This is a genomic window from Nocardioides malaquae (assembly GCF_015070385.1).
GTDB classification, from domain to species: domain Bacteria; phylum Actinomycetota; class Actinomycetes; order Propionibacteriales; family Nocardioidaceae; genus Nocardioides; species Nocardioides malaquae.
In genome coordinates, this window is sequence record NZ_JADCSA010000004.1 from 87446 (window position 1) to 113691 (window position 26246).

The following is a 26246-nucleotide window of genomic DNA, read 5'->3' on the forward strand; positions in this document are numbered from 1 at the left end:
GAGGCCGACCTCTCCATCGACTCCATCAAGCGCATCGAGATCGTCGGCGAGCTCGCCACCCGCGTCGGACTCGGCGGCGGCACCCTCGCCGACGACGTCGTCGAAGAGCTCTCCCGCCACAAGACCCTGCGCGCCATCGTCACCTGGATCGAGGGCCAGACCGGAGCCACCACCCCGGCCCCCGCAGTCGCCGCCCCCGACTCCCCGACCGCCGCACCGCGTCATACGGACGGAGCCCCCGCTGACACCCTCCGTATGACGTCCGAGGAGACCCCCGCCCTGCCCTCCAGCGACGACCTGATGGCGATCGTGCAGGAGGTCGTCTCCGAGCGCACCGGCTACCCCGTCGACATGCTCGAGCCCGACCTCGACCTCGAGGCCGACCTCTCCATCGACTCCATCAAGCGCATCGAGATCGTCGGCGAGCTCGCCACCCGCGTCGGACTCGGCGGCGGCACCCTCGCCGACGACGTCGTCGAAGAACTCTCCCGCCACAAGACCCTGCGCGCCATCGTCACCTGGATCGAGGACCAGACCGGAGCCACCACCCCGGCCACCAACTCGGCCCACGCAGTCGCCGCCCCCGCCGGTGAACCCGCTCCCCAGGCCGCTGCGTCGCGTCATACGAACGAAGCCCCCGCTGACACCCTCCGTATGACGTCCGCGGCCCAGCAGAGCGCGACCCACCAGAACGGGTCCACGAGCACCCCCGCCGACTCCGAGGAGTCGCTCACCCTGCCGACCTCGCTCTTCGACGTCGTCGTGGAGCCCCTCGGCCCGGCGGTCGCCCTGGGCGACCTGGCCGGCTCCACGACCGCGCTGGTCGAGGGTCACCCGGGCCTCACCGACGCGGTGGAGTCCGCACTCACCGACCGCGGCGCCCAGATCGCCCGCGTCGCCCGCCATGAGGTCGCCCAGCGCCGTGCGCTGTTGGAGGAGGTCGACGTGCTCGTCGACCTCAGCGCGACCGCCGGCTCGCCGCACGTCGACGCGCGTACGGTCTTCACCGCCGTGCAGCCGGCGCTGCTCGGCAATGCCCACCGCGTCCTCGCGGTCGGTGTCGCCCTGCACACCCCCGACGCCGAGGTGGCCGGGTCCACCGGCGTCCCGACGGGCCTGCCGGGCATGTTCCGCTCGCTCGCCCGGGAGTACCCCGACCGGGTGCTGCGCTCCGTCGAGGTCGACACCGCCGACCTGGCCGGCGACCTCACCCCGCTGGCGGCGGCCGTGGTCGACGAGCTGCTCGACCTCGACGCCCCCGCCTCGGTCTCGTGGGCCGGCGGCCTGCGTACGACGCGGGTGCCGGGCCGGGTGCAGCGGCTGGAGGAGGGCGACGCCCTGGCCGGCCTCGAGCTGACCGCGGAGTCCGTCGTCGTGCTCACCGGTGGGGCCCGCGGCATCACCGCGAAGATCGCCGAGGGCCTGGCCCGCACGGCACCGTGTCGCCTGGTGCTGGTCGGCCGCTCGCCCTACCCGACGGAGGCCGAGGACCCGCGACTCTCCGACGCCCGCACCCTGCCCGAGCTGCGCCGACGCCTGCTCGAGATCGGTGAGGTGCGCACCCCGGCCGAGGTCGAGGCCGCCTGCTCCCGCGTGCTGGCCTCCCGGGAGGTCACCGAGACTCTCGCCACCCTGCGCGGCCTCGGTGCCGATGCAGAGTACGTCGCCATGGACGTCCGCTCCCTCGGCTTCGGCGCCCTGCTCGACGCCCTGCACTCCACGTTCGGCCGCCTCGACGGCGTGATCCACGGGGCCGGCGTGCTCGACGACCGGTTGGTGCGCGACAAGTCCGCCGAGGGCTTCGACCGGGTCTTCGGCACCAAGGTCGAGTCGGCCCGCGCCATCCTCGACCGCCAGCACCTCGGTCTGCGGTTCGTCGCTCTCTTCGGGTCGATCAGCGGCGTCTTCGGCAACAAGGGCCAGGTCGACTACGCGGCCGCCAACGACGCCCTCGACACCCTCGCCCGGGCGCACGACGGCCGTCACGGCTGCCGGGTCGTCTCCCTCGACTGGGGTCCCTGGGCCGGCGGCGGCATGGTCTCGCCCGAGCTCGAGCGGGAGTACGCGCGTCGCGGCATCGGCCTGCTGCCCCCGGCCGACGGCGTCCGCGCCCTGCTGCAGGAGGTCTCGGTCGCCACCGGCAGCGCCCAGGTCGTCGTGATGGCGGGCGGCCCGGAGGCGTTCGCGTCGACGGCCACCCCCGTCACCCGCACCAAGGAGGCCGCCGCACGCAGCGTCGAGGAGACCCGCGTCCAGTGAGCCTGCGTCCCCGCTCCAGCGACCTCGGCCCGCGCCCCGACGACGTCGCCGTCGTCGGGGTGGCCGGGGTCTTCCCTGGCGCCCGTGACGCCGCGTCGTTCTGGCGCAACGTCGTCGACGGGGTCGACGCAATCACCGACGCCCCGGCCAGCCGGTGGGACCCGGTCTTCTTCGACGCCGACGCGAAGGGCGCTGACCGGTTCTACACCCGCCGCGGCGGGTTCGTCGACGAGGTCGCCACCTTCGACCCGCTGGCCTTCGGCATCATGCCCGTGGCGATGGACTCCACCGAGCCCGACCAGCTGCTGGCCCTGGGCGCGGCCGCCGCCTGCCTGGCCGACGCCGCCGACGTGCACGAGGACCTCGACCCGAGCCGGGTGGCCGTGCTGCTGGGTCGCGGTGGCTACCTCGGTGACGGGGTGGCTCGGCTCGACCAGCGCGTGCGCACCGCCCAGCAGGTCGTCGAGGTGCTGCGCGCGGTCGTGCCGCACGTGACGGAGGCCCAGCTGGCCCGCGTCAAGGAGCAGTTCCAGGACGCCCTGGGTCCCGAGCGCCCCGAGGCCTCCATCGGTCTGGTGCCCAACCTGGCCGCCTCCCGGATCGCCAACCGCTTCGACTTCCGTGGCCCCGCCTGGACCGTCGACGCCGCCTGCGCCTCGTCGTTGATCGCGGTCGAGCAGGGCATCGACCTGCTGAAGTCCGGCCGCGCCGACCTGGTGCTGGCCGGCGGTGTGCACCACGCCCACGACCTGACCCTGTGGAGCGTCTTCTCCCAGCTGCGGGCCCTCTCGCCCTCCGGCGGGATCCGCCCCTTCAGCGACGCCGCAGACGGCATCCTCATCGGCGAGGGCACCGGCCTGGTGGCCCTGCGCCGCCTCGCCGACGCCGAGCGCGACGGTGACCGGGTCTACGCCGTCATCCGCGGCACCGGCGTCACCAGCGACGGCCGGGCCGCCTCCCCGATGAGCCCCCGCGCCCAGGGTCAGGTGGCCGCCGTCGCTGCCGCCTGGCAGGCGGCCGGCCTCGACCCCGCCGACGTCGGACTCATCGAGGCCCACGGCACCGCCACCCCCCTCGGTGACCGCACCGAGCTCGAGACGTTGCGTGAGGTCTTCGGGGCGCCCGACGGGGGCGTACGCCCGGTGCTGGGGTCGGTGAAGTCGCAGATCGGCCACGCCATGCCCGCCGCCGGTGCTGCTGGCCTGATCAAGGCGTCGCTGGCGTTGCACCACCGCGTGCTGCCGCCGACGCTGCACGTGGAGGAGCCGCACCCCGACGTGGCGACGACCCGCTTCCGGCTGCTCGGCAGCAGCGAGCCGTGGGAGTCCGACGGGCCGCGCCTGGCCGGCGTCAACGCCTTCGGCTTCGGCGGGATCAACGCCCACGTGGTGCTCTCCGAGGCGCCGGGCGCCACCTCCGCGGCCTCGCCCGAGGCCCCCGTCGGCGCGCAGGGCGACTCCGCCGTCACCCTTTCGACCCCTGCCGCCGGCACCGGCCCGCACGCCCCGGCCGAGGAGCCCGTGCTGCTGCTGGCCGGGCGCGACGCCGACGACCTCCTCGTCCAGCTCGACGCGCTGCTCGCCGAAGGGCGTACGTCCACGGAGACGGTGCCGAGCGGCGGTCCGGCGCGGCTGGCCCTCATCAACCCCGACGAGCGTCGACTCACCCTGGCCCGCAAGGTGCTGGTGCGCGGCACCCCCTTCCGCGGCCGCAACGACGTCTGGTTCGACCCCGCCGGGCTGCTGGTCGACGCGCCCGTCGCCTTCCTCTTCCCCGGCGTGGAGCCGGAGTTCGATCCCCAGGTCGACGACGTCGCCGCGCGGTTCGGCCTCGAGTGGGAGGGCGGCTACGACGCCGACCTGCAGGCACAGGGCACCGGGATCCTGATGGTCGGTCGCCTGCTGACCGCTGCGCTCGACCGGCTCGGGGTGCGACCCGACCTGATCGCCGGGCACAGCCTCGGCGAGTGGACCGGCCAGGTCGTCAGCGGCATGATCCCCGCCGACCAGGCCGACGAGCTGCGCCGCAGCCTGCAGCCGGGCTCTGTCGAGGTGCCTGACGTGGCGTTCGTGGCGCTCGGCGCCGGGGCGGACGTGGCCGAGGCGATCGCGGCGCCCCTGGCCGACGCGCACGTCAGCCACGACAACTGTCCCCGCCAGTCGATCATCTGCGCGCCCCTGGCCGCCGTGCCCGCGATCCTGGAGGCCGCGCGCGAGCGCAAGGTGATGGCCCAGGAGCTGCCGTTCCGCTCCGGCTTCCACTCCCCACTCTTCGAACCCTTCGTCGGGGGCATCCACGAGCACTTCGGCTCGATCGACTTCGCCACCCCGACCATCCCGCTGTGGTCGGCCACGACGTTGGCGCCCTACCCCTCCGAGCCCGAGGCGATCGTCGAGCTCTCGCGCCGCCACCTGGTCGAGAAGGTCCGCTTCCGCGAGCTGACCGAGCGGCTGCACGCCGAGGGCGTACGCGCCTTCGTGCAGGTCGGCTCGGGAAGCCTCAACGGGTTCCTCGACGACACCCTGCGCGACCAGGACGTGCTCGCGGTGACCGCCCTGCCCACCCCCGGCACCCGCAACGCCCCGACCGGGGTCGGTCAGCTGCGTCGCGTCGCGGTCGCGCTGTGGAGCGCCGGGTACGCCGTCGACCTGGCGCCGCTCGGCCACCCCCTGGATTCCTCCGCCGAGCCGGAGCACTCGCCCGCCGCGGCCCACACCGAGACCGGCGCCGGCGCCGAGGACTCCCTCGGCCCCCGGCCCGTGCCCCTGGGACGCGCGGTGTCACTGCGCATGGGTTCGCAGCTGGTGCGCGACCTGACGCCGCTCGACCTCGGTGCTGCGGCCCCTGCCGCGGCCTCCCCCCTGGCGGCCGAGTTCCAGCAGCTGGTGGCCGAGGCGACCCGCGCGGCGACCGAGGTGGCGCAGGCCGCAGCCTCTGCCCCGCGGCGTGAGGCGCCGGCCGCGTCGCCGACCGCTCCGTCGCCGACCACCGCCCCGGCGACCGCAGCGACGCCCGCGACCGCCCCGGTCGCGCCCACGCCTGTTGCGGCCCGGCCGGTCGCGCCCACCCCGCTGGCCAGTGAACGCGAGAGCCGGATCGACCTCTCCGTCGTGGCCCAGCCGTGGTGGGGCGACCACGCCTTCTATCCGCAGCCCGAGGACTGGCCGGTGCTGGAGGACCGCTTCCCGCTGGTCCCGATGACCGCCCTGATCGAGATCATGGGCGACGAGGCACGCAAGCTGGTGCCCCACGGGGTGATCGTCGCGGTCGAGCAGGTGCGCGCCTTCAAGTGGCTGGCCGTCGAGCCTGCCACCCAGGTCGTCGTCCGCGCCGCCGTCGACGCCGAGGCCACCGCCGCCGCGGCCGGCTCGGGCACGATCGTGGTGCGTACCTCGATCGACGGCCACGCCCGGGCGCTCGTCCGCCTCGCCACCGCCCACCCGGCCCCTCCCGCCCCTCGCGCCGGTCAGGTGCACGGGGAGATCTCCCGCATCTGGGAGGTCGAGACCATCTACCCGGAGGGTCACCTCTTCCACGGGCCCGCCTACCAGGGCATCGCCGCGATCAGCGCCTTCGGCACTGACGGGGTGGCCGGCACCCTGGAGACCAAGCCCTTCCCGGGCTCGTTGCTCGACAACGCCGGCCAGCTCTTCGGGCTGTGGGTGGCGGCCCGCGCCGACCGGGACCGCCTGGTCCTGCCGACCTCGGTCGACTCCTTCGCGTTCTTCGGTGAGCACCCGCCGGCGGGGGCGATGGTCGACTGCGTCGTCAACTGCACGGAGCTCGCCGAGAGCCACGTGCGCGCCGACCTCGAGCTCACCGTCGACGGACGCGTCTGGTGCAGGATCACCGGCTGGGAGGACCGGCGCTTCCAGAGCGACGACCGCCTCTTCACCCTGCTCCGCGAACCGGGCGACCACCTGCTGGCCCTGCCCCAGCCCGGCGGCTGGTTCCTGGTCGCCGAGGGGTGGCCCGACTCGGCGTCGCGCGAGGTCGTGATGCGGCGTTTCCTGGGCCAGCCCGAGCGCGAGGTGCACATGGCGCTCAACCCCCGCGCCCAGCGCACCCGACTGCTGGGTCGCATCGCCGCCAAGGACGCGGCGCGCGCCAAGCTCTTCACCGCCGGGCACCCGGAGGTCTACCCCGCCGAGGTCGAGGTGCACAACGACGAGCAGGGTCGCCCCCACGTCACGGCGTCCGCCTCGAGCACGCTGGGCCACCTGGGCGACCTGCGGCTCTCCATCGCCCACACCCTCGGCGGCCGCGGTTCGCCGGGCGGCGTCGGTGTCGCCCTCCTCGCCGAGGGCGTCGACGTCGGCATCGACGTCGAGCGGGTCACCGCACGCACCGAGACCTTCGCCGACGTCGCCATGGGCGAGCGGGAGCGTACGCTCTTCGCCACCCACCACGGGCACCTCACCGGCCGCGACCGCGACCGCGAGCTCACCCGCTGGTGGGCCGCCAAGGAGGCGGCCGCGAAGGCGACGGGCACAGGCCTGCAGGGGCGCCCCCGCGACCACGAGGTCACCGAGGTCCACGTCGACCCGGCCACCGGGGAGGTCGACCTGCGCGTCAGCGACCGATGGATCGCCACCACCACAGTCCTACCGTTCGGGGAGATCCCCGTGCCGGTCAGCACCAACGAGGCGTCGTTCGACGCCTCCGCACCAGAGGAGTACACCGTTGCCTGGACAGACCTCGAGCCCCGCCATGGCTGACGCCCCGGCCGGGAGCACCCAGATCACCCGGGAGTCCGTCCTGGCCGACCTCGAGCGCATCCTGCTCGAGGTGGTCGGCGACGACCTGCTCATGGACGGCCCCCTCACCATGGAGACCTCCTTCAGCGACGACCTGCAGCTCGAGTCCATCGAGTTCGTGGCGCTCGCCGAGGAGCTGCTCAACACCTACGGCGAGCAGGTCGACTTCGTCTCGTGGATGTCGGGCATGGACCTCGACGAGGTCGTCGGCCTGACCGCCGGCAAGGTCGTCGACTTCGTCGTCACCTCGCTGGAGGCCTGAGCCGTGCCCTACATCGAGTCCAACGGCCTGCGCTTCCACGTGCAGGTGCTCGGCGGCGGCGAGGACGCCGCGGGCACGAAGCGTCCCAAGGTCGTGATGCTGCACGGGCTGGTCATCGACAACCTGTCGAGCTGGTTCTACACGCTCGCGCACCCGATGGCGCAGCAGGCCGACGTGCACCTCGCCGACATGCGCGGCCACGGGCGTACCGAGATCGCCGAGTCGGGCTACAGCGTCGCCGACCACGTCGCCGACCTGCTGGGCCTGCTGGAGGGCTGGGGCATCGACGACGAGCCGATCCACTTCTTCGGCAACTCGTTCGGCTGCGTCGTCGGCCTGGCGCTGGCCAAGCAGCACCCCGAGAAGGTGGCCAGCCTCTTCCTGATCGAGGCCCACTTCTCCGTGCCCGGGTGGGGCGAGCACATGGCCGGCACGCTGGCGCTGGCCGCCTTCGGCCTCGACGAGGTCGCGGTCCGCGAATACCTCGCCACCGAGGCCGACCGCAAGACGTCGCGGCTGGCCAAGCGCACCGAGAAGCTCTTCTTCGGCTCGACGCTCATCGAGGACCTCAAGGTCGAGAAGCCGATCGACTGGCTCGAGGAGATCCAGTGCCCGGTCTTCGCGATCTACGGCAGCCAGTCCGACATCCTCGACCGCGCCCACGAGCTCGACGCCAAGGTGCCCGACTGCACCCTCGAGGTCGTCCAGGACGCCAGCCACTCGCTGCTCATCGAGAACTCGGCGCTGATCAAGGCTCGCGCGTTCGCGTGGCTCAACACCCACGCCGGCACCGACTACGAGATCGAGGAGGTCGTCGCCAAGAACCTCGGCACCATGGGCGCGATCGAGACGATGGAGGCGCTCGAGCAGCTGAAGGCCGACAACGCCCACCGCCTCGAGGGGCAGTCGACGGGAGCCTGAGCATGGGTCGATTCCTCTTCGTGGTGCCGCCGCTGACGGGCCACGTCAACCCGACGCTGCCCGTCGCGGCCGAGCTCGTACGCCGCGGGCACGAGGTCGCCTGGACAGGCCTGCCCGGCCGCACGGAGCTGCTGCTCCCCGAGGGGGCCCGCTTCTTCTCGGTCGGCGGGGAGGAGTGGAGCGGTGCCGTCGACGAGCGCTTCGACCGCCGACCGGACCTGCGGGGCGCGGCCGCCTACAAGTTCCTCCAGGAGGAGGTGCTGATCCCGATGTGCCAGCTCATGGACGCCGGGGTCGAGGCCGCGGTGGACGCCTTCGGTGCCGACGTCGTCGTCTCCGACCAACAGACGTGGGCCGGGGCCGTCGTCGGCCGGCGCCGAGGGATGACGTGGGCGACCTCGGCGACCACCTCGGCGGAGCTCGTCGACCCGTTGGCCGGGATGCCCCGCATCGCCGAGGACACCCACTCCGCCCGCGTCGAGCTGCAGGTCGCACTCGGGGTCCCTCGCGAGGTCGCGGAGGCGGGCGACGTGCGTCTCTCGGAGCACCTGGTGCTGGCCTACACCTCGCAGGCGTTGGTGGGCGACGGACTCGTCGACGTCACCGGTGACACCCGCGTCGAGTTCGTCGGACCCTCGACGTTGGGCCGCCCCGAGCACGACGACATGGCCTGGGACCTCGTCGACCCCGACCTGCCGTTGGTGCTGGTCAGCCTCGGGACGCTCAACGCCGACGCCGGGGAGCGGTTCTGGCAGGTGGCGGCGGAGGCGTTCCGCGGTCAGCCGTGGCAGGGGCTCTTCGTCGCGCCGGAGTCGATGGTGCCCGACGCGCCGCCCAACGTGCTGGTGCGCGAGCGGGTGCCGCAGCTGGCCGTGCTGCAACGCGCGTCGGCGGTCGTCTCCCACGGCGGCCACAACACCGTCTGCGAGTCACTGGCCGCAGGGTTGCCGCTGGTGGTGGCGCCGATCCGCGACGACCAGCCCGTGATCGCCGACCAGGTGGTGCGGGCCGGTGCGGGAGTGCGGGTGAAGTTCGCGCGGGTGCGCGCGGAGCAGCTGCGCGAGGCGATCAGCGCCGCGCTCACCGACGCCGACCTGCGGGCCGGGGCCCGGCGCATGGCCGACGAGCTGGCCGGTCTGGGCGGGGCCGCTGCCGCGGCCGACGCCCTCATCGGACTGCTGGAGCCGGTCTCAGCCACATCTACTGCATAGATCAGACCCGCTCGAGCAGGAAGAGCGGGATCTCCCGCTCCGTCTTCTGCTGGTAGTCGCCGTAGGTCGCCCAGGTGGCGACCGCGTGCTCCCACCAGTCGGCTCGCTCCTCGCCGGAGAGCAGCCGAGCGCGGTAGGTGTGCTTCTCGGGGCCGTCCTGCAGGTCGACCTCCGGGTGGGCGACGAAGTTGGCGTACCACGACGGGTTCTTCGGGCCCCCGCCGTAGGAGGCGACCGCCAGATACTTGCCGTCGCGCTCCACCCGCATCACCGGGTTCTTGCGGAGGTTGCCCGACTTCGCGCCACGCGAGGTGATGACGACGACCTTGTCGTCGGTGCCGGGCAGGGTGGTGGCGCGGGTGCCGTTGGATGCCTCGTATTCCGCGACCTGGTCGCGGACCCACTGGGCGTTGGACGGGACGTAGGTGCCTTCGAGGGCCATGTCTAGGCCAACCCGGCCGTGACCCTGATCATTCCGCTCGCGGCGGTCAGGTCGACCCGCGGCCAGTGCGCGACGTCGCGCAGCATCTGCCGGTCGTGCGTCGACATCACCACTGCGGCCCGAGTCACCTCCAGCGCCTCCGTCAGCTCGTCGACCAAGGTCGACGACAGGTGGTTGGTCGGCTCATCGAGCAGCAGCAGGTGCGGCCGACGCGCCAGCACGAGCGCGAGGTCGAGGCGGCGCTGCTGTCCGACCGACAGCTCCTCGACGCGCAGGCCGAGCTGCTCACGTCGCAGCAGGCCGAGCGAGCCCAGCGAGACCTGGGCGTCGGCGTCCGCCCACACCTCACGCACGGTCCGCCCCATCAGCAGGTCGGACTCCTGTCGCAGCCAGCCGACCCGCAGCCCCCCGGCGCCCCGGACCCGCCCGGAGGTCGGCCTCAGGGCTCCGGCGAGCAACGCGAGCAGCGTCGACTTGCCGGCGCCGTTGGGTCCGGTGAGCACCAGACGCCCACCGCCCTCGATCGCCAGCGTGACCGGCGTCTCCAGCCGTCCTGCCAGCGTGACCTCGTCGGCGCGCAGCACCACACCACCTGTCTTCGGCAGCTCCGGCATGTGCAGCACCTGGGGAGGTTCGGGCACCTCGAGGGCCAGCGCGTCGAGGTCGGCTTGCCGTCGGTGCACGCTCTGCACCAGGCCGGCCGCCCGGGTGGCGCGGGCGTGCTTGCCGGTGCCCTTGGGTGGACGCCACCCGGAGACCAACCGTCCCTGCGCGTCGGCCAAGTCGGCGGCGAGTCGGGCATGCTCCGCCTGTTGGTCGGCGTACGCCTGCTCCCACCGCGCGCGGGCGGCCCGGCGGGCCTCGCGGTGCGCCTGCCACCCGCCACCGTCGAGCCGGGGTCGAGCGTCGGCGGTGGGGTCGAGGTCGAGCACGGTGTCGGCGACATCGGCGAGCAGTGCACGGTCGTGACTCACGAGCACCACCGCCCCAGCGCGTTCTCGCAGGCGGGCGGTCAGGAAGTCGAGGCCGGCGCGGTCGAGGTGGTTGGTCGGCTCGTCGAGCAGCAGGAAGTCGTCGTCCGCGCCGAGCAGGCAGGCCAGCCGCACCCGGTAGCGCTGGCCCACCGAGAGCGAGTCCAGACGGCGACTGCGGTCGGTCACCGCGCCCAAAGCCTCGAGCGCGAGGTCGACGCGGCGTTCGGCGTCCCAGGCGTCGAGCGCCTCCGCGTCGGCGAGGGCACGGGCGTACGCCTCCTCCGCACGTCCGCTGCCGTCCGCGAGGCCGTGGGCCGCGGCGTCGAGGCGATCCAGCGCCTCGAGCGACGGGGCGATCGCAGTCGCGACGGCGTCGCCGACGGTGCCCTCGCCCGGCTCCATCTCCTGCTCGGCGAGCGCGAGGGTGCCGAGGCGGCGCACCTCGCCGGAGTCCGGGACGAGCCGTCCGGCGAGCAGGTGGAGCAGGGAGGTCTTGCCGCGACCGTTCTCGCCGACGACGGCGAGGCGGTCACCGGGGGTGACGGTGAGGTCGAGGTGCTGCAGGACACGGCTGTGGCCGCGGGTCAGGGAGACGTCAGTGGCGACGAGCTGGGCTCGGTCGCGGGCAGGCAGGGACTGCATGGCAGGTTCCTTCGAGTGAGCCGCGGGCGTGCCGAGGCACGGCACCGCAGGGACAGGTACGCGAGCTCGACGCCACCGGGGCCGGACGGGCGGCGGTGGCGGAGCGCGCGGGGCTCACAGGAAGAAGAGGTACTGCATGAGGCCAAGCGTAGGTGGATGGGCCAAGGGTCCGCCACGGGTTTTCCGGGCGCAGCGATAGCCTGCGGCCCATGAGTGCGATCGACGGCGTGAGCGAGATCTTCGACCAGGACGCGTGGGACGTGGTGCCCGGCTTCGAGGGTCTGACCGACCTGACCTACCACCGCGCGAAGGAGCACGGCACGGTCCGGATCGCCTTCGACCGCCCCGACGTGCTCAACGCCTTCCGGCCGCACACGGTCGACGAGCTGCTGCGTACACTCGAGCACGCGCGCACCTCCGCCGACGTCGGCTGCGTCATCCTCACCGGCAACGGCCCGTCGCCGAAGTCGGGCAAGTGGTCCTTCTGCTCCGGCGGCGACCAGCGGATCCGCGGCAAGGCGGGCTACCAGTACGAGGACAAGACCAGTCATGGAGGGGCGAGCGCCGACGACACCGGCGCCGAGGAGCCCAGCGTCATCGACAAGGCCAAGCTGGCGCGGCTGCACATCCTCGAGTGCCAGCGGCTGATCCGCTTCATGCCGAAGGTCGTCATCTGCGTGGTGCCCGGCTGGGCCGCCGGCGGCGGCCACTCGCTGCACGCGGTCGCCGACCTCACCCTCGCCAGCGCGGAGCACGCGCGGTTCAAGCAGACCGACGCCGACGTCGGGTCGTTCGACGGCGGCTACGGCTCGGCGTACCTCGCCCGCCAGGTCGGCCAGAAGTTCGCCCGCGAGATCTTCTTCCTCGCCGAGGAGTACGACGCGGAGACGATGCACCGCATGGGTGCGGTCAACCGGGTGGTGCCGCACGCCGACCTCGAGAAGGTCGCGCTCGAGTGGGGCGCCAAGATCAACGCCAAGTCCCCCACCGCCCAGCGGATGCTGAAGTACTCCTTCAACCTGCTCGACGACGGCCTCGTCGGCCAGCAGCTCTTCGCCGGTGAGACCACGCGTCTGGCCTACATGACCGACGAGGCGCAGGAGGGCCGCGACCAGTTCCTGGAGAAGCGCGAGCCCGACTGGAGCCCCTACCCCTGGTACTACTGATCTGGGGCGTTTGCGCAGGTCAGGCCGGGGTTGATGGATCTGGGCCCGCGTGTGGTCCGCAGAAAGTCCGCAAGAAGTCACGAAGGCCGGCTTCTGGTCGCGAGCGTGCTCTGGCGCCTGAGGCGTGTGCCTGCGACCATGTTAGATCCGTGACGAGGGCAACTACAGCGTTGTAATTATGGCCGAGGACTTGAAACCTGTTTAGATATGGCTAAACATGTACGCCATGAGCATCTTGCTGGCACGCCGTCGACGAAATTGCAGATCTTCGCGATCCGGCTGCCGGATGGTGCTTGCCCGGCAGTCGAGTGGCTGACGGGGCTGAACACGCGACAGCAGGCGGGCATCGCGGCTCGCTTCCGGGTGCTCGCCGAACAGGGATGGCTCCGGTCGCCGGAGGCGTTCAAGAAGCTGGATGAAGCGGACCCGCGCAAGGGTGTTCCGCGAGTAGATGAGATCAAGCATGTGAGCCTCAACCTGCGGGTGTACGTGGTCGATTTCTCTCCGGGCGATCGGCAACTGTTCGTCACGCACGGCACGCTCAAACCGAAGAAGAATCAGGTCGCCAAGGAAGTTGCGAGGGCACGGGCGATCTACAAGGAAGGCACTGGGTCATGACCGCGATGGGAACTTGGTTCAAGGAGACGCCCGAGTCTCTCCGCCTGGTGGCGGAGGAGACCGCGCTGCTTGAGGCGAGCGAACTCGTGGCGGCATGTCTCGAGGACCGACAGATCAAGAAGAGCACACTTGCGGACCGCCTCGATGTAAGCCGGTCAGAGGTCACGCAGCGACTCAACGGCAAGCGAAACCTGACGGTGCGGACCCTCGGAGCAATGCTTCACGAACTTGGCTACCGCCTTCGTTTCGATGTGCAGGATCTCGCCCAGCATCGGCCGCAACGGCATGTTGAGGTTCTAGGTGGAACAGGGTGGATCGCACCCGGTGCCCGTTACACCCGTACGGGTAGCAGCCTTCATCTCGTGCGGCACGAAGCTGCTTCATGACCTCACGCGATGAAGTCGCGGAGCTGGCGAGCCAAGTCGTGGCTCGCTTGCTCCCTGGGTTGTTGGTTCGCACCCAAGAATCCCGTTTCTGGTCGACGACACCGGACGACGAAGTGCTTCAGGGCATCCTTGTCTCGGCAGGCATTGATGTGAGTGTCGGTCGGCGCTCCCAGTCGGTGGACGTGAAGACGACCTACAACGTCGACGCGCTGCGCCGCCCTGAGGATGCGGACGATTCGGCAGGCGACCTTCCTGCAGAAGGTTGGCGCAGCAGTGTTGTCCTACATGGGCAATGGCACATCGAGGAGCCGCAGACGCTGAGCGACGACGCGGTCCGAGCCTTCGCTGTGAAGGTTGGTGTGATGACGCTGCATCCGTACGCACGAGCCCACATCCAAACGGCGGTCGTCGCAGCGGGTTGGCCCACTTACACGTTGGACGTCCTGACGCATCAAGACGACCTATTTGTCAGCGAGGACGACCCCGAGAGCGTTGATCTCAACCTCGTGACGCTGGATTGAGTGCCTGGTTCATCAGGTCCGCAGCCGCAGCCCGCGTGCGGTCCTCCGCCGTTGGCCATAGGTGGCTGTAGGTGTTCAGTGTCGTGGTCGCTGATGAGTGCCCCAGTGCCCGTTGCACGGTGACGACGTCGCAGCCCGCGGCGATGAGTCCGGACGCGTAGAAGTGCCGCAGGTCGTGGAGGCGCACGTGCGGCAGCCCGGCCGACGTCCGCGTCGCGCGCCACCGCCAGTCGATGTCGTTGTCGTACATCGGGCCATCGCCGACGGTGAACAGCCACGCGTCTGGCGGCGGCTCCTCGGGTAGGAACGTCTCGATGTGCTGGCGCAGCATCTCGACCAGGTCGTCAGGGAGGGGCACAAGCCGCTCGGATCCGTACTTCGGCAGCCGGGCGACGAAGGTGGACCCGTCGCGTTGGAGCTGCCGCGACACCGTCAGCCGACGGAGCGAGGAGTCGATGTCGCCGACCTGGATGCCAGCGGCCTCGCCCTTCCGCAGCCCGGCGAACGCGCAGAGTGCGACGTACGCACGGAAGCCGTGACGGGTCGACACCCGGCTGCTGTCGGCGTGCGCCAGCAGGCGGCCGACCTGCTCGACAGTCGGGATCCGCATCGCGGCCTCGACCTTGCGCCTCCGTGGTAGTGCGACGCCGTCTGACGGGTCCGCCGCGATCACACGATCCGCGACGGCGGCGCGGAACACCGACCGGACGATCACGAACCGCGTCTTGATCGTCGTCGGCGCCCACTTCGCCGACATCGCCTTCACCCATGTCTCGATGTGGGATCGCCGGATCGCTTTCATCGGCAGGTCGCCGAACGCGACGGAGTCGACCGCCAGGTCGGCATTGGCCCGCGTCGACGGCACCCATAGCTGCCGTGGCGCCCAGTCGTCGTAGAACTGCCGGAATGTCACACGGCCCGCCCGCGGGTTCACGTAGGTCCCCGCGTGCAAGGCTGAGGCGACCTCGTCGAGCCACGCCGCCGCGTCGACCTTGCGTGTGAAGTGGCGGGACCGCTCCCGTCCTGTGTCGTCGCGGTAGCGGGCACGCCAACGGCCGTTGGGCCGCTTCGCGATGCTGCCGGCCATGACGGCCCTCCTTCCCAGGGCACGGCCATCGTCAGCACGACGACGGCGTAGCCGTCTGGGTCACTGTGGGTCCTGTGGACGGCGCATCTGTTCTGAAAGCCACAGCACGAGATCGGCTCGCCAGTAGCGCACGTGACGGCCGATCTTGAAGCTGCGCGGCCCGCAGCCGAGGTGGCGCCAGTAGCGCAACGTGCCCTCGGGAACGCGGAGGAAGCGACAGGCTTCCGGGAGCGTGAGCATCTCGTCGCCAGGGTTCTTGATCGGGCGACGGTTCTCGTCGGGATTGATAGGTGATGCGGTCATGGCGCGGCTCCTCGCCGGTTGTGGTCGCGGACTGTTTGTCCGTGCCGGCCAGCGTGGGCGGTCAGGTATCCAACATTTCGGGATACCTGGAGGGGGATACCTGCCCGCGGATCATGTTTCCGCAGGTCCCTTCGGCTGGCCGGTCTCGACGACCAGCCCGGCAACCCAGCTCTCGTAGGCGTCACCGTCCATGCCCTGCTTCTCCTCCACAGCGACCTCCCCATCTGGCGGGGCATCGGCGACTAAGCGCATCGCGATCCCGTCGCCCTCGTCGAGGTAGTAGTCGTCGTAGCGCGCGCAGTCCTTCTCGACGTAGTTGCGCGCAGGCTTTGCGCTGCCGCGGTAGAACTTCACCCCGCCATGCATCCGGACCACCGCCTCCACGGCGTCCGTCGACAACCAACGGACCCCTAGAAATGCCGCGTGGGCCGCCCGATCCCGGGCGACCCATCTACGTCCTTCGTAGCATGCGTGCCGTTCAAGGAGGAGAGGTGAGGGGCAGGGAAAGGGCACTGAGGACGGCGAGATCCTAGGAGGTGACGAGAGTCAATGGTTTCCAACGATGAGGGGATGAAGGTTCGAGACGAGGACACCGAGGAAGGTACAGAGAGCGGGTACGGCGAGTTCCGTCCACAGCCTGGCCATTGACGCCTGGAGGCATCCTGTCGACGACTCAACCTGGTCCGATGATGCCGAAGCTCGGTTACATGCGCGCGGTGGGTCAGGCCCGCTCCTGTCTCGCCGCCCTGGCCGACCGGGCGGCCGATACCGACGAGTCGAGCCACTACGAGCGACTCCTGATCGCGTTCGATCAGCTCGTCCCCGATGGCCCAGCGACGTGGCTGATGGATGGCGACCGCGAGGAACTAGGAACTACTCGGAGATCTCAGCTCGGCCTTCGACGAGCTCGTCGATCACGGTGCCGATCCGATTCGGTTGCTCCTGCTCCTGACGGTCGTCGCCGGTCCGCCCTTGAGTGGCTGACGAAATCGTCGGGGGTGAGATCTACGGTGCGGATCACCCACCCTCATCGAAGGACGAAGTCATGAACCTGTTCAAGATCCAGAACGACCTCATCGCCGACCGATCCGCCGACGCCTGGTACCGCATCCGGATCGCAGGCCCGACGTTCAACTATCGCTGGACGTACGGGTGGAACGGAGATGGCGGCTTCAGCAACATCCTGGGAGAGCATGAGAGCCACGCCGTGTGCCGCGAGGAGCCCAGCCTCACCATGTCGTGGGGCCTGGACAGCTGGACCCAACCCGAGCCTCCGATGTACCAGTGGGCAGACAAGTTCGTCGGCGATGTCCGCCCGTTCTGGGCCGACTTCTTCTGGAACGGTGCGCTGATCGACCGCGTCGAGATGTGCCGCGTCGACGGTGTGCAAGGCGTGATCCCGCTGCCGTCCTACGGGCTCAAGGTCTCCGACTTCGAGGTCGGCGTGGCCTACCTGATCCACGGCCTTGAGGATGGGCAGAACGGCGACCATCCGGGTCGCTACCTCGACATGATCGGCGCCGTGCGAGAGCCGGATGTTGAGCGCCAGGGCGCCGGATCGAGTCGCGCATGATGACCTCTCCCAAGTCGCCACGATCCGGGCACGGCGCAGATACCCTTCCAGCGTGAAGGCAACAGATCTCGCGAAGGTCCGGGCAACTCTGTGGGAGGCGGCGGACCAGCTCCGCGCGAACTCGAAGCTCACTCCGGTTCAGTATCGCGACCCGGTGCTCGGACTGGTGTTCCTTGCCTACGCCGAGAACCGCTTCGAGGGCGTTCGCGCTGACGTCGAGGCGAAGGCCACCGCCCGCAATCCCGCGACCATCGCCGACTACAAGGCGAAGTCGGTCCTCTACGTCCCGGAAGAGTCGCGGCTCTCGCACCTTGTCGGTCTCCCCGAGGGCCAGGACATTGGCAAGGCGGTCGATGAGGCGATCAAGGCGATCGAGACGGCCAATCCTGAGCTCAAGGACATCCTCCCGCGGGGCTACCAGAAGCTCGAGAAGGACACCCTCGTCGAGCTGCTCCGGCTCTTCGCGCCGCTGCCGACCCAGCTCGAAGGCGACGCCTTCGGGTTCATCTATGAGGATTTCCTTTCGAACTTCGCCGCCCAGGAAGGCAAGGGCGGAGGTGAGTACTTCACGCCCTACTCGATCGTCCGCCTCATCGTGGAGATCCTGGAGCCGTTCCAGGGACGCGTCTTCGACCCTGCGTGCGGTTCGGGCGGCATGTTCGTGCAGTGCGCGAAGTTCGTCGAGCGCCACCACGAGTCGGCGAGCCGCAAGCTCTCTGTCTTCGGGGCGGAGAAGACCGAGGACACGGTGCCGCTGGCGAAGATGAACCTCGCCCTCCATGGCCTCTCCGGCGACATCCGCCAAGCCAACAGCTACTACGAAGACCCGCACAGTGCGGTCGGTGCCTTCGACTACGTCATGGCCAACCCTCCGTTCAACGTCAACAAGGTCGACAAGGAGAAGCTGGCCACACCGGCTCGCTTCCCGTTCGGCCTCCCCAAGGCCGACAACGGCAACTTCCTCTGGATCCAGCAGTTCTATGCCGCGCTCTCACCGAAGGGCCGCGCCGGGTTCGTCATGGCGAACTCCGCCGGGGACGCGGGTCACTCCGAGAAGGAGATCCGCAAACAGCTCATCGAGTCCGGCAGCGTCGACGTGATGGTCGCGGTCGGCACCAACTTCTTCTACACCGTCACGCTGCCCGTGACGCTCTGGTTCCTGGACAAGGCCAAGGTCGGTACGCCGCGCGAGGACCGGGTCCTCTTCATAGACGCGCGTCACATCTACCGTCAGATCGACCGCGCCCACCGCGACTTCCTGCCCGAGCAGGTCGAGTTCCTCGCCAACATCGTGCGTCTCTACCGTGGCGAAGATGTGGAGACGACCGACGGCAGCGACGTGTTGCTCAAGGAGAGCTTCCCCGATGGGACCTACGTGGACGTCGCCGGGCTGTGCAAGGTCGCGAGCCGTGCTGAGATTGCGGCTCAGGGCTGGAGCCTCAACCCAGGGCGCTACACCGGCTCTGCGGCGGTCGACGAGAGCGACGAGGACTTCACGGCCAAGATCGAGGAACTGTACGAGGAATTCACGACACTCAGTGACCAGGCTGACGGCCTGCGGGCGAAGGTCGACGCTGCGATCACGGGGATCCTGGGCGCATGATCGTCGGAGATCTGGTCGACCAAGGCTTCGCCGAGATCAAGACGGGGCCGTTCGGGACCCAACTTCGAGCCTCGGATTACGTCGAGAGCGGCCGTCCCGTCCTGAACGTTCGAAACGTCGGCTTCGGCGACGTGCGACCCAAGGATCTCGAGTACGTGGATGAGGCGACAGCCAGCCGCCTCTCGTCGCATCTACTGCGTCCGCGGGACATCGTCTTTGGTCGCAAGGGTGCTGTCGAGCGCCACGCGTACATCACTGAGAAGTACGAGGGGGCGATGCAGGGAAGTGACTGCATCAGACTGCGGATTTCTGACGACTCGCCTATCCCTGCCGAGTTCGTCACCTTTGCGCTCCGGACGAAGCAGCACCAAGCGTGGATGCAGGCATTCTGTTCGCACGGCGCCACGATGGCATCGCTCAATCAGGACATCGTTCGGCAGATCCCCTTGCCCGACCTCGACAGGGCCCACCAGGAGTTGGCCGTCGCTGTCCTTCAGAACATCGACGACCTGATCGAGAACAACCGGCGGCGAGTCGAGGTGCTGGAGGAGATGGCGCGGGCGATCTATCACGAGTGGTTCATGAAGTTCCACTACCCCGGCCACCAAGGTGCCCCGCTCGTTGACTCCGCCTGCGGGCCGATCCCCGAGGGCTGGACGGCCGGGACGATCGGCGACGCACTCGAGTTGAGGTACGGGAAGGCGCTCAAGGCCGATGCGAGGCGTGGTGGAGATGTCGCCGTCGTCAGCTCCGCCGGGGTGGTCGGTTGGCATGACGAATCGTTTGTCGACGGCCCTGGGATCGTCGTTGGCCGCAAGGGCAATGTGGGGAGCGTGCACTGGGTCGATGGTCCCTTCTGGCCAATTGACACGGCGTACTACGTGGCGACCGAGCTCCCGCTCCGATTCGTAGTCGAGCAGTTGCGCCGTACGGAGTTCGCCAACACCCACGCGGCCGTCCCGGGGCTGAGTCGTGAAGGCGCCTATGCGCGTCCCTTCGTCGTCCCGCCGGCCGGCGTACTCGACGCCTTCGAGGCTGTGGTCGATCCACTCGGTGTAGAGGCGTCGGCACTCGCGAAGCAAAGCGGCGGTCTTGCATCGTTGCGCGACCTTCTGTTGCCGAAGTTAGTGACTGGGCAGATCGACGTCTCGAAGCTCGATCTCAACGCGCTGATCGAGGGACAGGTGGCGTGATGGCCCCGGCCGGACCCGAGTACCTCTTCGTCGAGAAGCCGAGTATGGAACTGCTCGCCGAGCTCGGATGGACCTGTGTGGACGCGTTCCAAGAGATCCTTGGGGCGCAAGGGACGCTGGGCCGCGCCTCGCAGCGAGACGTCGTACTCACGTATCGCCTGCGCATCGCGATGCGGAAAATCAATCCCATCGAGGTTCCGGACGCGTCGATCAACGAGGCGATCGAGGTGCTCACCAAGGATCGCTCGATCGTGGATCGGGTTCGCGCGAACCGCGAGGTCTATGACCTGCTGCGCGACGGCTACCAGGCCGAGTGGACTGATGATCAGGGCGACAAGCAGATCGCCACCCTGCGCTACCTCGACCTGACGGACCCCGCGAACAACGACCTGCTTGCGGTGCAGCAGATGTGGGTCAAAGGGGATCTGCACAGCCGTCGCCTCGACATCGCTCTGTTCGTCAACGGCGTGCCGCTGGTGCTGATGGAGTTCAAGGAGCCGGGCGTAGCGGTCAAGTCCGCCTACGACGACAACCTGACCGACTACCGCGACACGATCCCGCAGCTCTTCATCCCCAACTGCTTCGTTCTGCTTTCCAACGGTGACGAAGCGAAGGTCGGCTCGACGTACTCGCCGTGGGAGTTCTTCGGTGACTGGAAGGTCATCGACGCTTCCGGCACGCGTGGTGCAGTTGGCCTGGAGACAGCATTGCGCGGGACTTGCGACCCCGCGATGTTGCTGGATCTGTTCGAGAACTTCATCGCGTACATGGAGCGCCCTGGCGGTCTCATCAAGGTCGCGGCCCGGTCGCACCAGTACGTAGGCGTCAACGCGGCGATCGACAATCTGCACCGTACCCGCGCGGAGCAGGACAAGCGACTCGGCGTCTTCTGGCACACCCAAGGCTCGGGCAAGTCGCTGTCGATGCTGTGGTTCACCCAGAAGGTGTTGCGTCAGGTCGCGGGCAAGTGGACGTTCGTGATGGTGACCGACCGGACCGAGCTCGACACTCAGCTTCATGGTGAGTTCGCGGATGCCGGCGCGATTCCGCAAGAAGCGCGAGTGCATGCTGAGTCGATCGCCCACTTGCGTGAGCTCCTCGCGGCCGACCACCGCTATGTCTTCACGCTGATCCAAAAGTTCCAGCCGTCCAAGGCCGCTGGCGAGCGAGAGATGCCGGTTCTATCGGACCGTTCTGACGTCATTGTGATCACCGACGAGGCGCACCGCAGCCAGTACGACACTCTTGCGCTGAACATGCGCCGCGCTCTGCCGAACGCGTCGATGATGGGCTTCACCGGCACGCCGCTCATCGCCGGGGAGGAACAAGCGACTCGGGAGCAGTTCGGCGAGTACGTCAGCATCTACAACTTCCGCGATGCGATCGAGGACGGGGCGACAGTCCCTCTCTACTACGAGAACCGCATCCCCGAGATGCAACTCGTCAACGAGAACTTCTCCGACGAGCTCGACGCACTCCTCGAAGCCGCGGAGGTCGACGAGGAAGCCGAGGGAGCGCTGGCTCGAGAGTTTGGCACGCAGTACACGCTCCTCACCCGCCCAGAGCGCCTCAAGACGATCGCGAAGGACCTCGTCGCTCACTTCGTCGGCCGCGGCTTCTCCGGCAAGGCGATGTACGTCGGCCTCGACAAGGCCGCTGCCGTGCGGATGTACAACCTCGTGCAGGAGGCGTGGGCCGAGCACCTCAGTGAGCTGCGGGCGCAGCACGACGCATTGCCCGAGCTGGAGCGCCCGTGGGTCGCGTCGCGGATCGAGCTCATGGAGACCACCGACATGGCAGTCGTCGTCTCCCAAAGCCAGAACGAGCTCAAGATGCTCGATGACCAGGGACTCGACATCCGCCCGCACCGGGAGCGGATGATCCGAGAGGACTTGGCCGAGAAGTTCAAGGAACCCAAGGATCCGCTGCGGCTGGTCTTCGTCTGCGCGATGTGGATGACCGGCTTCGATGCGCCGTCGGTGTCGACCGTCTACCTCGACCGCCCGATGAAGAACCACACCCTGATGCAGACGATCGCCCGCGCCAATCGTGTTTTCCCCGAGAAGGACAACGGCCTGATCGTCGACTACGTAGGTGTCTTCAGGAGCCTGGAGAAGGCTCTCGCCATCTATGGCGCCGCGAGTTCTGGTGCCCAGCCGATTGAGGTCATCGACGCCCTCGTCGGCGAACTCGACACCGCGGTGGCGGAACTGATCGCCTTCTGTGCGGACGTCCGGGTGGATTTGATCGACTTTCGCGACGCCGAAGGGTTCGCCCACATTGCCAAGCGCAATGCCGCGGTCGAAGCGCTGCTGGTCGACGAAGAGACTCGCAACGACTTCACCGTCAAGGCCCGGCAGGTTCGCAAGCTGTTCAAGGCCCTGCTCCCGAACCCGCAGGCCGCCGCGCAGCAGCGGACGGTGGCCGCGATCCGCGTCCTTCACGAGCGGATCCTCGAGGTGACGCGGCCACCCCAGCCGGACATCGCCGCGGTTGCCGATGCTGTCGATGCGCTACTCGATCGCTCGGTCGGCGCAGAGGAGTACGTGATCCGCGCCGCGGCGGAAGGCACGCAGCCGGATCCGTTGATCGACCTGTCGCTGATCGACTTCGACGGCCTGGCTGCGAAGTTCGCCGGCCGCAAGAGGGCGGAAACCGACCGCCTTGCTCAGCTTCTGAAGGCGCAGGCGATCTCTGCAGCTCAGCGGAACCCGACGCGCTACGAGCTGGTCGAGCGCATCGAGAAGTTGATCGCGGACTACAACGACGGCAGCGTCAACATCGACGAGTACCTGCGCCGCCTGATCGCGTTGTCCGGAACGCTGACTGCCGAGGAGGAGCGCGCTGTTCGGGAGGGCATGACCGAGGAAGAGCTCGCGATCTTCGACCTGCTCACTCAACCCGAGCCCGAGCTCACCGACGAGGAGCGCCAGGTCGTCAAGGCGAGTGCCAAGACCTTGCTGGAGCACCTGCACGAGAAGCTCGTCCAAGACTGGCGCCGCAAGGTCGACGTCACCAACGATGTCGACAGCACCATCCGCCGAGTCCTCGACGCGGGGCTTCCGGAGACGCCCTATACACCGGACATTTTCCACACGAAGGTCCAGCTCGTCTTCGATCATGTCCTCACGTCGTACGGCGACAACGGTGAGAGTGTTTACGATCCGCCGCGGGTTGAGGTCGGCTTCCGCGAAGGTGTCGCCGTCGATATGGGCGCGCCGCTCGATGTGGACAAGATCGCCGACGATGTCGTGGCTCGGATTCATGCCGACCCCGACTTCGCTGCGCATGTGGCTGCGCAGTTGGCTCACGGCGATGCGTCGAACCACGGATGATAGATCTCGAGCCAGCACTCTTCTCGCGGTTGCTGGGCACGGTCGCAGCGCACCTGGGCGGGGCCCGCGTCCTCAGCATCTTGGACGATGCAGAGTTGGCGGGTCACCTCGTGGGCTCGCTTCCCGTAACCGCCATGCCGACTCTTATTCGCGCGCTGAAGGAGTCTGATTCCTTTCCTGAGGTCTCGTTCGTGCTCCCGCCCTGGGGATCGCGGCCCGACCGGCGCTGGGAGGTCGAGCATCCGCCGGCCAAGCCGTTTGGCTTGATCGTCCCAGCGGGGGAGTTGAGGATGAGCTTGCCGGGGCGGCTCATCAACCTCGGAGAGCCGACGATCGTTGTAGAGGGCTCCCTGCCAGCCGCCGGAGGTTTCCGACGCCCGCTCGCTGTGGCATTGGTCGTGGTTGATCCCAGCCCGCCAGAAGGGGCGCTGGTTACCCGGTTCTTCCGGGCGCCAAGTGGTCTCGGGATTGAGGCTGCGTGCGCTGAGTTGTCCGATCTGCTCTCGCGCGCCGGTGGCCGAACCGAGAACGGGTTTGTCCATCGCAGCGAGTCCCTCTCCCGCGAGTCGCTCAGATATGAGGATCACGATCCTCGGGTTGCGGCGGAGGAGGACGATCTCTCCGACTTCGGCGAGGGCGGAACTGTCGGCGACATCTTCGACGTTCTGATCCCGCGCCCGCCCATGCGCAGGCCAGGAATTGAGATCGAAGAACTCGACGAGACGGTCCGCGTCATCCGAGCCCGTGATCTGTCGCTCGCAGGCGAACTCCTACCCATCGACGTTGATGTGGACGAGGCTAGGCGCCCACCTCGAATTGGCGTGGAGCTTCAGCCGGGTGACTTCGTGATGCGAGAGATCGAACGGCCTGACCGGCGTGGCAAACCCGTCGAGATCGAGGAAGCGGACCTACCCGCGGCGGCCGGCCTGAATCTGATTGTTCTCCGGCCAAAGGCGCTCCTCGAGCCCGAGGTCTCCGAGTTCTACCGTCTCTATTTGGCGTCCGAGCGCTCCCGCGTCGTCATGAGGCCGTCGCGAATGGGCGATCATGTTCGGCTCGTAGGGATCCGGAGATGCCCGCTGCCAGTGCCGGACGCAGACCTGGTCGATGCCTTGCGCTCGATCCGTCGGGCACAAGGTGCGCTGAAGGAGTGGACGGACGAAGGTGTCGGTCTCACAAGCCGCGCATTCGAAGGATCGGCAGGTGACGCTAGGCGGACTCTGATCGAGACTGGGCGTGAACTCCGACTGCGAGTCGAGGCCGCGGCGCAGATCGGAAGTCTCGACCATCGAATTGCGAACTTCTACCCGTATCCGATCGCTCACAAGTGGCGCCTGGTGCGAGTTGCCGAGAGTGCGGGTGACGCGTCGCGGACGTACGGCGCGATCCTCGAGTGCTTCGAGGCGACCGTCGTTTTCGGCGCTGCCCTCGCGTTGGCCTGTGCGCACGTCAACCGCCTAGAGGTCGGTGCGATGGCGGAGGTGCGCAAGAAGCTCACACACGGCGGTGGCTTGAGCGTCGGAGATTGGGTCAACATCCTCAAGATCGTGGCGTCCAGCAAGCCGTTCAAGCGGCTCAATCCTGATGCTCCGCTGGCGGTTGTCCGCGAACTGCTTCCCGAGGGCTCAGTGGTGGCACGAGCGCAGGAGCGACTTTCCGAGCGTCGCAACTCCGAGAGTCACCAGCGCAAGGTCGATGAACTGGACCTGCGGGGTGCGGTCGAGGAGGCGCGGACCGATCTGGAACTCATCCTGAGCAACGCCGGCTTCTTGGCCGATCTCCCCGTGTACCAAGTCCGGTCCATTCGATGGGACTCGTTTGAGGGCGTCGGTCAGGCTGTGGTGGAGGTACTCCGAGGCGACCACCCAGTGCCGACACCGGACACGATCACCCACAAGCAGATGGACCTTGAGAAGGACAGTCTCTACGTCCGTGACCTCTCGGGTGACCTGATCCTGCTCCGACCGTTCTTGATGCGCTTGCAATGCCCGCGTTGCCGGTCTTGGTCAACCTTCCATCCGGATCGGCGCCACCATGGGCAACTTGAGTTGAAGGCCGTTGACCACGCCCACTCGATCGACGGGTCGCCCTACGAGCGGGTTCTCGCTCGGGTGGGCTATCTGGAGCCCGAAGTCCCTGCCGTGGAACGGCCCGGGGGTAGAGGGTGAGCGGTGAGCGAATCGCACGGGCCTGCTGGTGGTGCGGGGCACCAGCCGACTCGCGGGAACACAAGTTCAAGCGCAGCGATCTGACGGCGGCCTTTGGTGAAGGCGCATGGGTGAATCGGAGCGTCGCGCACGGACGCGGACGCGGACGCGAAGAGCGCATAAGCTATCCGAACGCCGCGCGGTCGAGCAGCCTCAAATTTGAGCCAGTCATGTGCAGCCACTGCAACTCCGTCCGGAGTCAGCCAGCTGACGGCGCCTACGACCAATTCGCGGCGTTCATCCGCGATAACGGCGACGACCTCTACGACTCCGCGGTTCTCGACTGGAGCACGATCTTTCCTGAGTCATGGGCAGTCGGGAGGGATCAAGTCGTCCGCTATTGGGTGAAGCACATCGCCTGCCGCCTGGCGGAGCGCGAGATTCAGGTTCTGCCCGCCTTGATCGAGTTCATGAACGGGACAGGCCCGATGGCCAACCTTCGACTCGCCATGGAGATCCGGCGCGACTTCGTTCGATTGCAGCGCGACGACGCAGCCGAGTATGGCGACCAGACTCGTGCTCTCTGGATGGGCGATCTAATCGGCTGGTCGAGTCGCAGCACTGGGCGGTTCGAGGGAGCGTCGAGCCACTGGGGCATTGACGCACTCTTCGTAACGTGGGAGTACTCCGTCGACGATCCCCTCGGGTCTACGAACTTCGGCGAGCGGGTGAACGTCATCCCCGACGGAGCCGGCGAGGCCGAACCCCAGCCTTAGTCCGCAAGAAGTCCGCAAGACGTTCGATTTCGTTCGATCCCGACCAACGCAGCCGTTCGTTGCCGTCGCG

20 protein-coding genes are annotated in these 26246 nt (G+C 68.6%); 15 read left to right on the forward strand and 5 right to left on the reverse strand.

The window, feature by feature from the left end; translation table 11 throughout:
* From IEQ44_RS05425 to IEQ44_RS05445, 5 genes are all read left to right on the forward strand, one after another.
* On the forward strand, positions 1–2259 hold a 2259-nt coding region (locus tag IEQ44_RS05425), incomplete at its 5' end, for a KR domain-containing protein (RefSeq protein ID WP_193637423.1).
* Entirely contained in the window at positions 2256–6977 is a 4722-nt protein-coding gene (locus IEQ44_RS05430) for a type I polyketide synthase (protein WP_193637424.1), read from the forward strand. The genes IEQ44_RS05425 and IEQ44_RS05430, both read left to right, overlap by 4 nt.
* Entirely contained in the window at positions 6970–7278 is a 309-nt protein-coding gene (locus IEQ44_RS05435) for an acyl carrier protein (RefSeq protein ID WP_193637425.1), read from the forward strand. The genes IEQ44_RS05430 and IEQ44_RS05435 overlap by 8 nt, the downstream gene beginning before the upstream one ends.
* Before the next feature lie 3 nt (positions 7279–7281).
* Positions 7282–8199, forward strand: coding sequence for an alpha/beta fold hydrolase (locus IEQ44_RS05440; protein ID WP_193637426.1), 918 nt, complete (start codon positions 7282–7284; stop codon positions 8197–8199).
* 2 nt (positions 8200–8201) lie between these two features.
* The gene (locus IEQ44_RS05445) at positions 8202–9410 is read left to right on the forward strand and encodes a glycosyltransferase (RefSeq protein ID WP_193637427.1); all 1209 of its coding nucleotides are present in this window, start codon (positions 8202–8204) and stop codon (positions 9408–9410) included.
* Position 9411: 1 nt separating this feature from the next.
* On the opposite strand, the gene IEQ44_RS05450 is transcribed toward IEQ44_RS05445, so the two are convergent.
* Both IEQ44_RS05450 and IEQ44_RS05455 read right to left on the reverse strand, forming a co-directional pair.
* Positions 9412–9852: a nitroreductase family deazaflavin-dependent oxidoreductase gene (locus IEQ44_RS05450; RefSeq protein WP_193637428.1), complete on the reverse strand. Its 441-nt coding sequence runs from the start codon at positions 9850–9852 to the stop codon at positions 9412–9414.
* A 2-nt stretch (positions 9853–9854) separates the two neighbouring features.
* A complete protein-coding gene (locus IEQ44_RS05455) occupies positions 9855–11468 on the reverse strand; it encodes an ATP-binding cassette domain-containing protein (protein ID WP_193637429.1) in 1614 nt (537 codons plus the stop codon).
* Positions 11469–11677: 209 nt separating this feature from the next.
* Between IEQ44_RS05455 and IEQ44_RS05460 the strand changes: the two genes are divergently transcribed.
* From IEQ44_RS05460 to IEQ44_RS05475, 4 genes are all read left to right on the forward strand, one after another.
* Positions 11678–12634 carry a 1,4-dihydroxy-2-naphthoyl-CoA synthase gene (locus tag IEQ44_RS05460; protein WP_193637430.1) on the forward strand — a complete coding sequence of 319 codons (957 nt, stop codon included), beginning with the start codon at positions 11678–11680 and terminating at the stop codon, positions 12632–12634.
* A gap of 258 nt (positions 12635–12892) precedes the next feature.
* Positions 12893–13252 (forward strand): hypothetical protein, encoded by a 360-nt coding sequence (locus tag IEQ44_RS05465; RefSeq protein WP_193637431.1) that lies wholly within the window; start codon positions 12893–12895, stop codon positions 13250–13252.
* Entirely contained in the window at positions 13249–13638 is a 390-nt protein-coding gene (locus IEQ44_RS05470; RefSeq protein WP_193637432.1) for a helix-turn-helix domain-containing protein, read from the forward strand. The genes IEQ44_RS05465 and IEQ44_RS05470 overlap by 4 nt, the downstream gene beginning before the upstream one ends.
* The gene (locus IEQ44_RS05475; RefSeq protein ID WP_193637433.1) at positions 13635–14159 is read left to right on the forward strand and encodes a hypothetical protein; all 525 of its coding nucleotides are present in this window, start codon (positions 13635–13637) and stop codon (positions 14157–14159) included. Before IEQ44_RS05470 ends, IEQ44_RS05475 begins: the two co-directional genes overlap by 4 nt.
* Here IEQ44_RS05475 and IEQ44_RS05480 read toward each other — a convergent pair.
* From IEQ44_RS05480 to IEQ44_RS05490, 3 genes are all read right to left on the reverse strand, one after another.
* Positions 14137–15246, reverse strand: a complete 1110-nt coding sequence (locus tag IEQ44_RS05480) for a site-specific integrase (protein WP_193637434.1) — start codon at positions 15244–15246, stop codon at positions 14137–14139. The two genes, IEQ44_RS05475 and IEQ44_RS05480, sit on opposite strands and share 23 nt — an antisense overlap.
* 60 nt (positions 15247–15306) lie before the next feature.
* Positions 15307–15549, reverse strand: a complete 243-nt coding sequence (locus tag IEQ44_RS05485) for a helix-turn-helix transcriptional regulator (RefSeq protein WP_193637435.1) — start codon at positions 15547–15549, stop codon at positions 15307–15309.
* Positions 15550–15660: 111 nt separating this feature from the next.
* Complete coding sequence (locus tag IEQ44_RS05490; RefSeq protein ID WP_193637436.1) at positions 15661–15948, reverse strand: hypothetical protein; 288 nt, start codon at positions 15946–15948, stop codon at positions 15661–15663.
* Positions 15949–16594: 646 nt separating this feature from the next.
* Between IEQ44_RS05490 and IEQ44_RS05495 the strand changes: the two genes are divergently transcribed.
* Genes IEQ44_RS05495 through IEQ44_RS05520 form a run of 6 tightly spaced genes read left to right on the forward strand, consistent with a single transcriptional unit; the run spans position 16595 to position 26176 of the window.
* Complete coding sequence (locus IEQ44_RS05495; RefSeq protein ID WP_193637437.1) at positions 16595–17122, forward strand: hypothetical protein; 528 nt, start codon at positions 16595–16597, stop codon at positions 17120–17122.
* 52 nt (positions 17123–17174) lie between these two features.
* On the forward strand, positions 17175–18725 hold the full coding sequence (locus IEQ44_RS05500; protein WP_193637438.1) for a class I SAM-dependent DNA methyltransferase: 1551 nt from the start codon (positions 17175–17177) through the stop codon (positions 18723–18725).
* On the forward strand, positions 18722–19918 hold the full coding sequence (locus tag IEQ44_RS16805; RefSeq protein WP_227486977.1) for a restriction endonuclease subunit S: 1197 nt from the start codon (positions 18722–18724) through the stop codon (positions 19916–19918). Before IEQ44_RS05500 ends, IEQ44_RS16805 begins: the two co-directional genes overlap by 4 nt.
* Positions 19918–23253: a type I restriction endonuclease subunit R gene (locus tag IEQ44_RS05510; protein ID WP_193637439.1), complete on the forward strand. Its 3336-nt coding sequence runs from the start codon at positions 19918–19920 to the stop codon at positions 23251–23253. The genes IEQ44_RS16805 and IEQ44_RS05510 overlap by 1 nt, the downstream gene beginning before the upstream one ends.
* Positions 23250–25421 (forward strand): hypothetical protein, encoded by a 2172-nt coding sequence (locus tag IEQ44_RS05515; RefSeq protein WP_193637440.1) that lies wholly within the window; start codon positions 23250–23252, stop codon positions 25419–25421. The genes IEQ44_RS05510 and IEQ44_RS05515 overlap by 4 nt, the downstream gene beginning before the upstream one ends.
* A complete protein-coding gene (locus IEQ44_RS05520; RefSeq protein WP_193637441.1) occupies positions 25418–26176 on the forward strand; it encodes a hypothetical protein in 759 nt (252 codons plus the stop codon). The genes IEQ44_RS05515 and IEQ44_RS05520 overlap by 4 nt, the downstream gene beginning before the upstream one ends.
* The last annotated feature ends 70 nt before the right edge of the window (positions 26177–26246 follow it).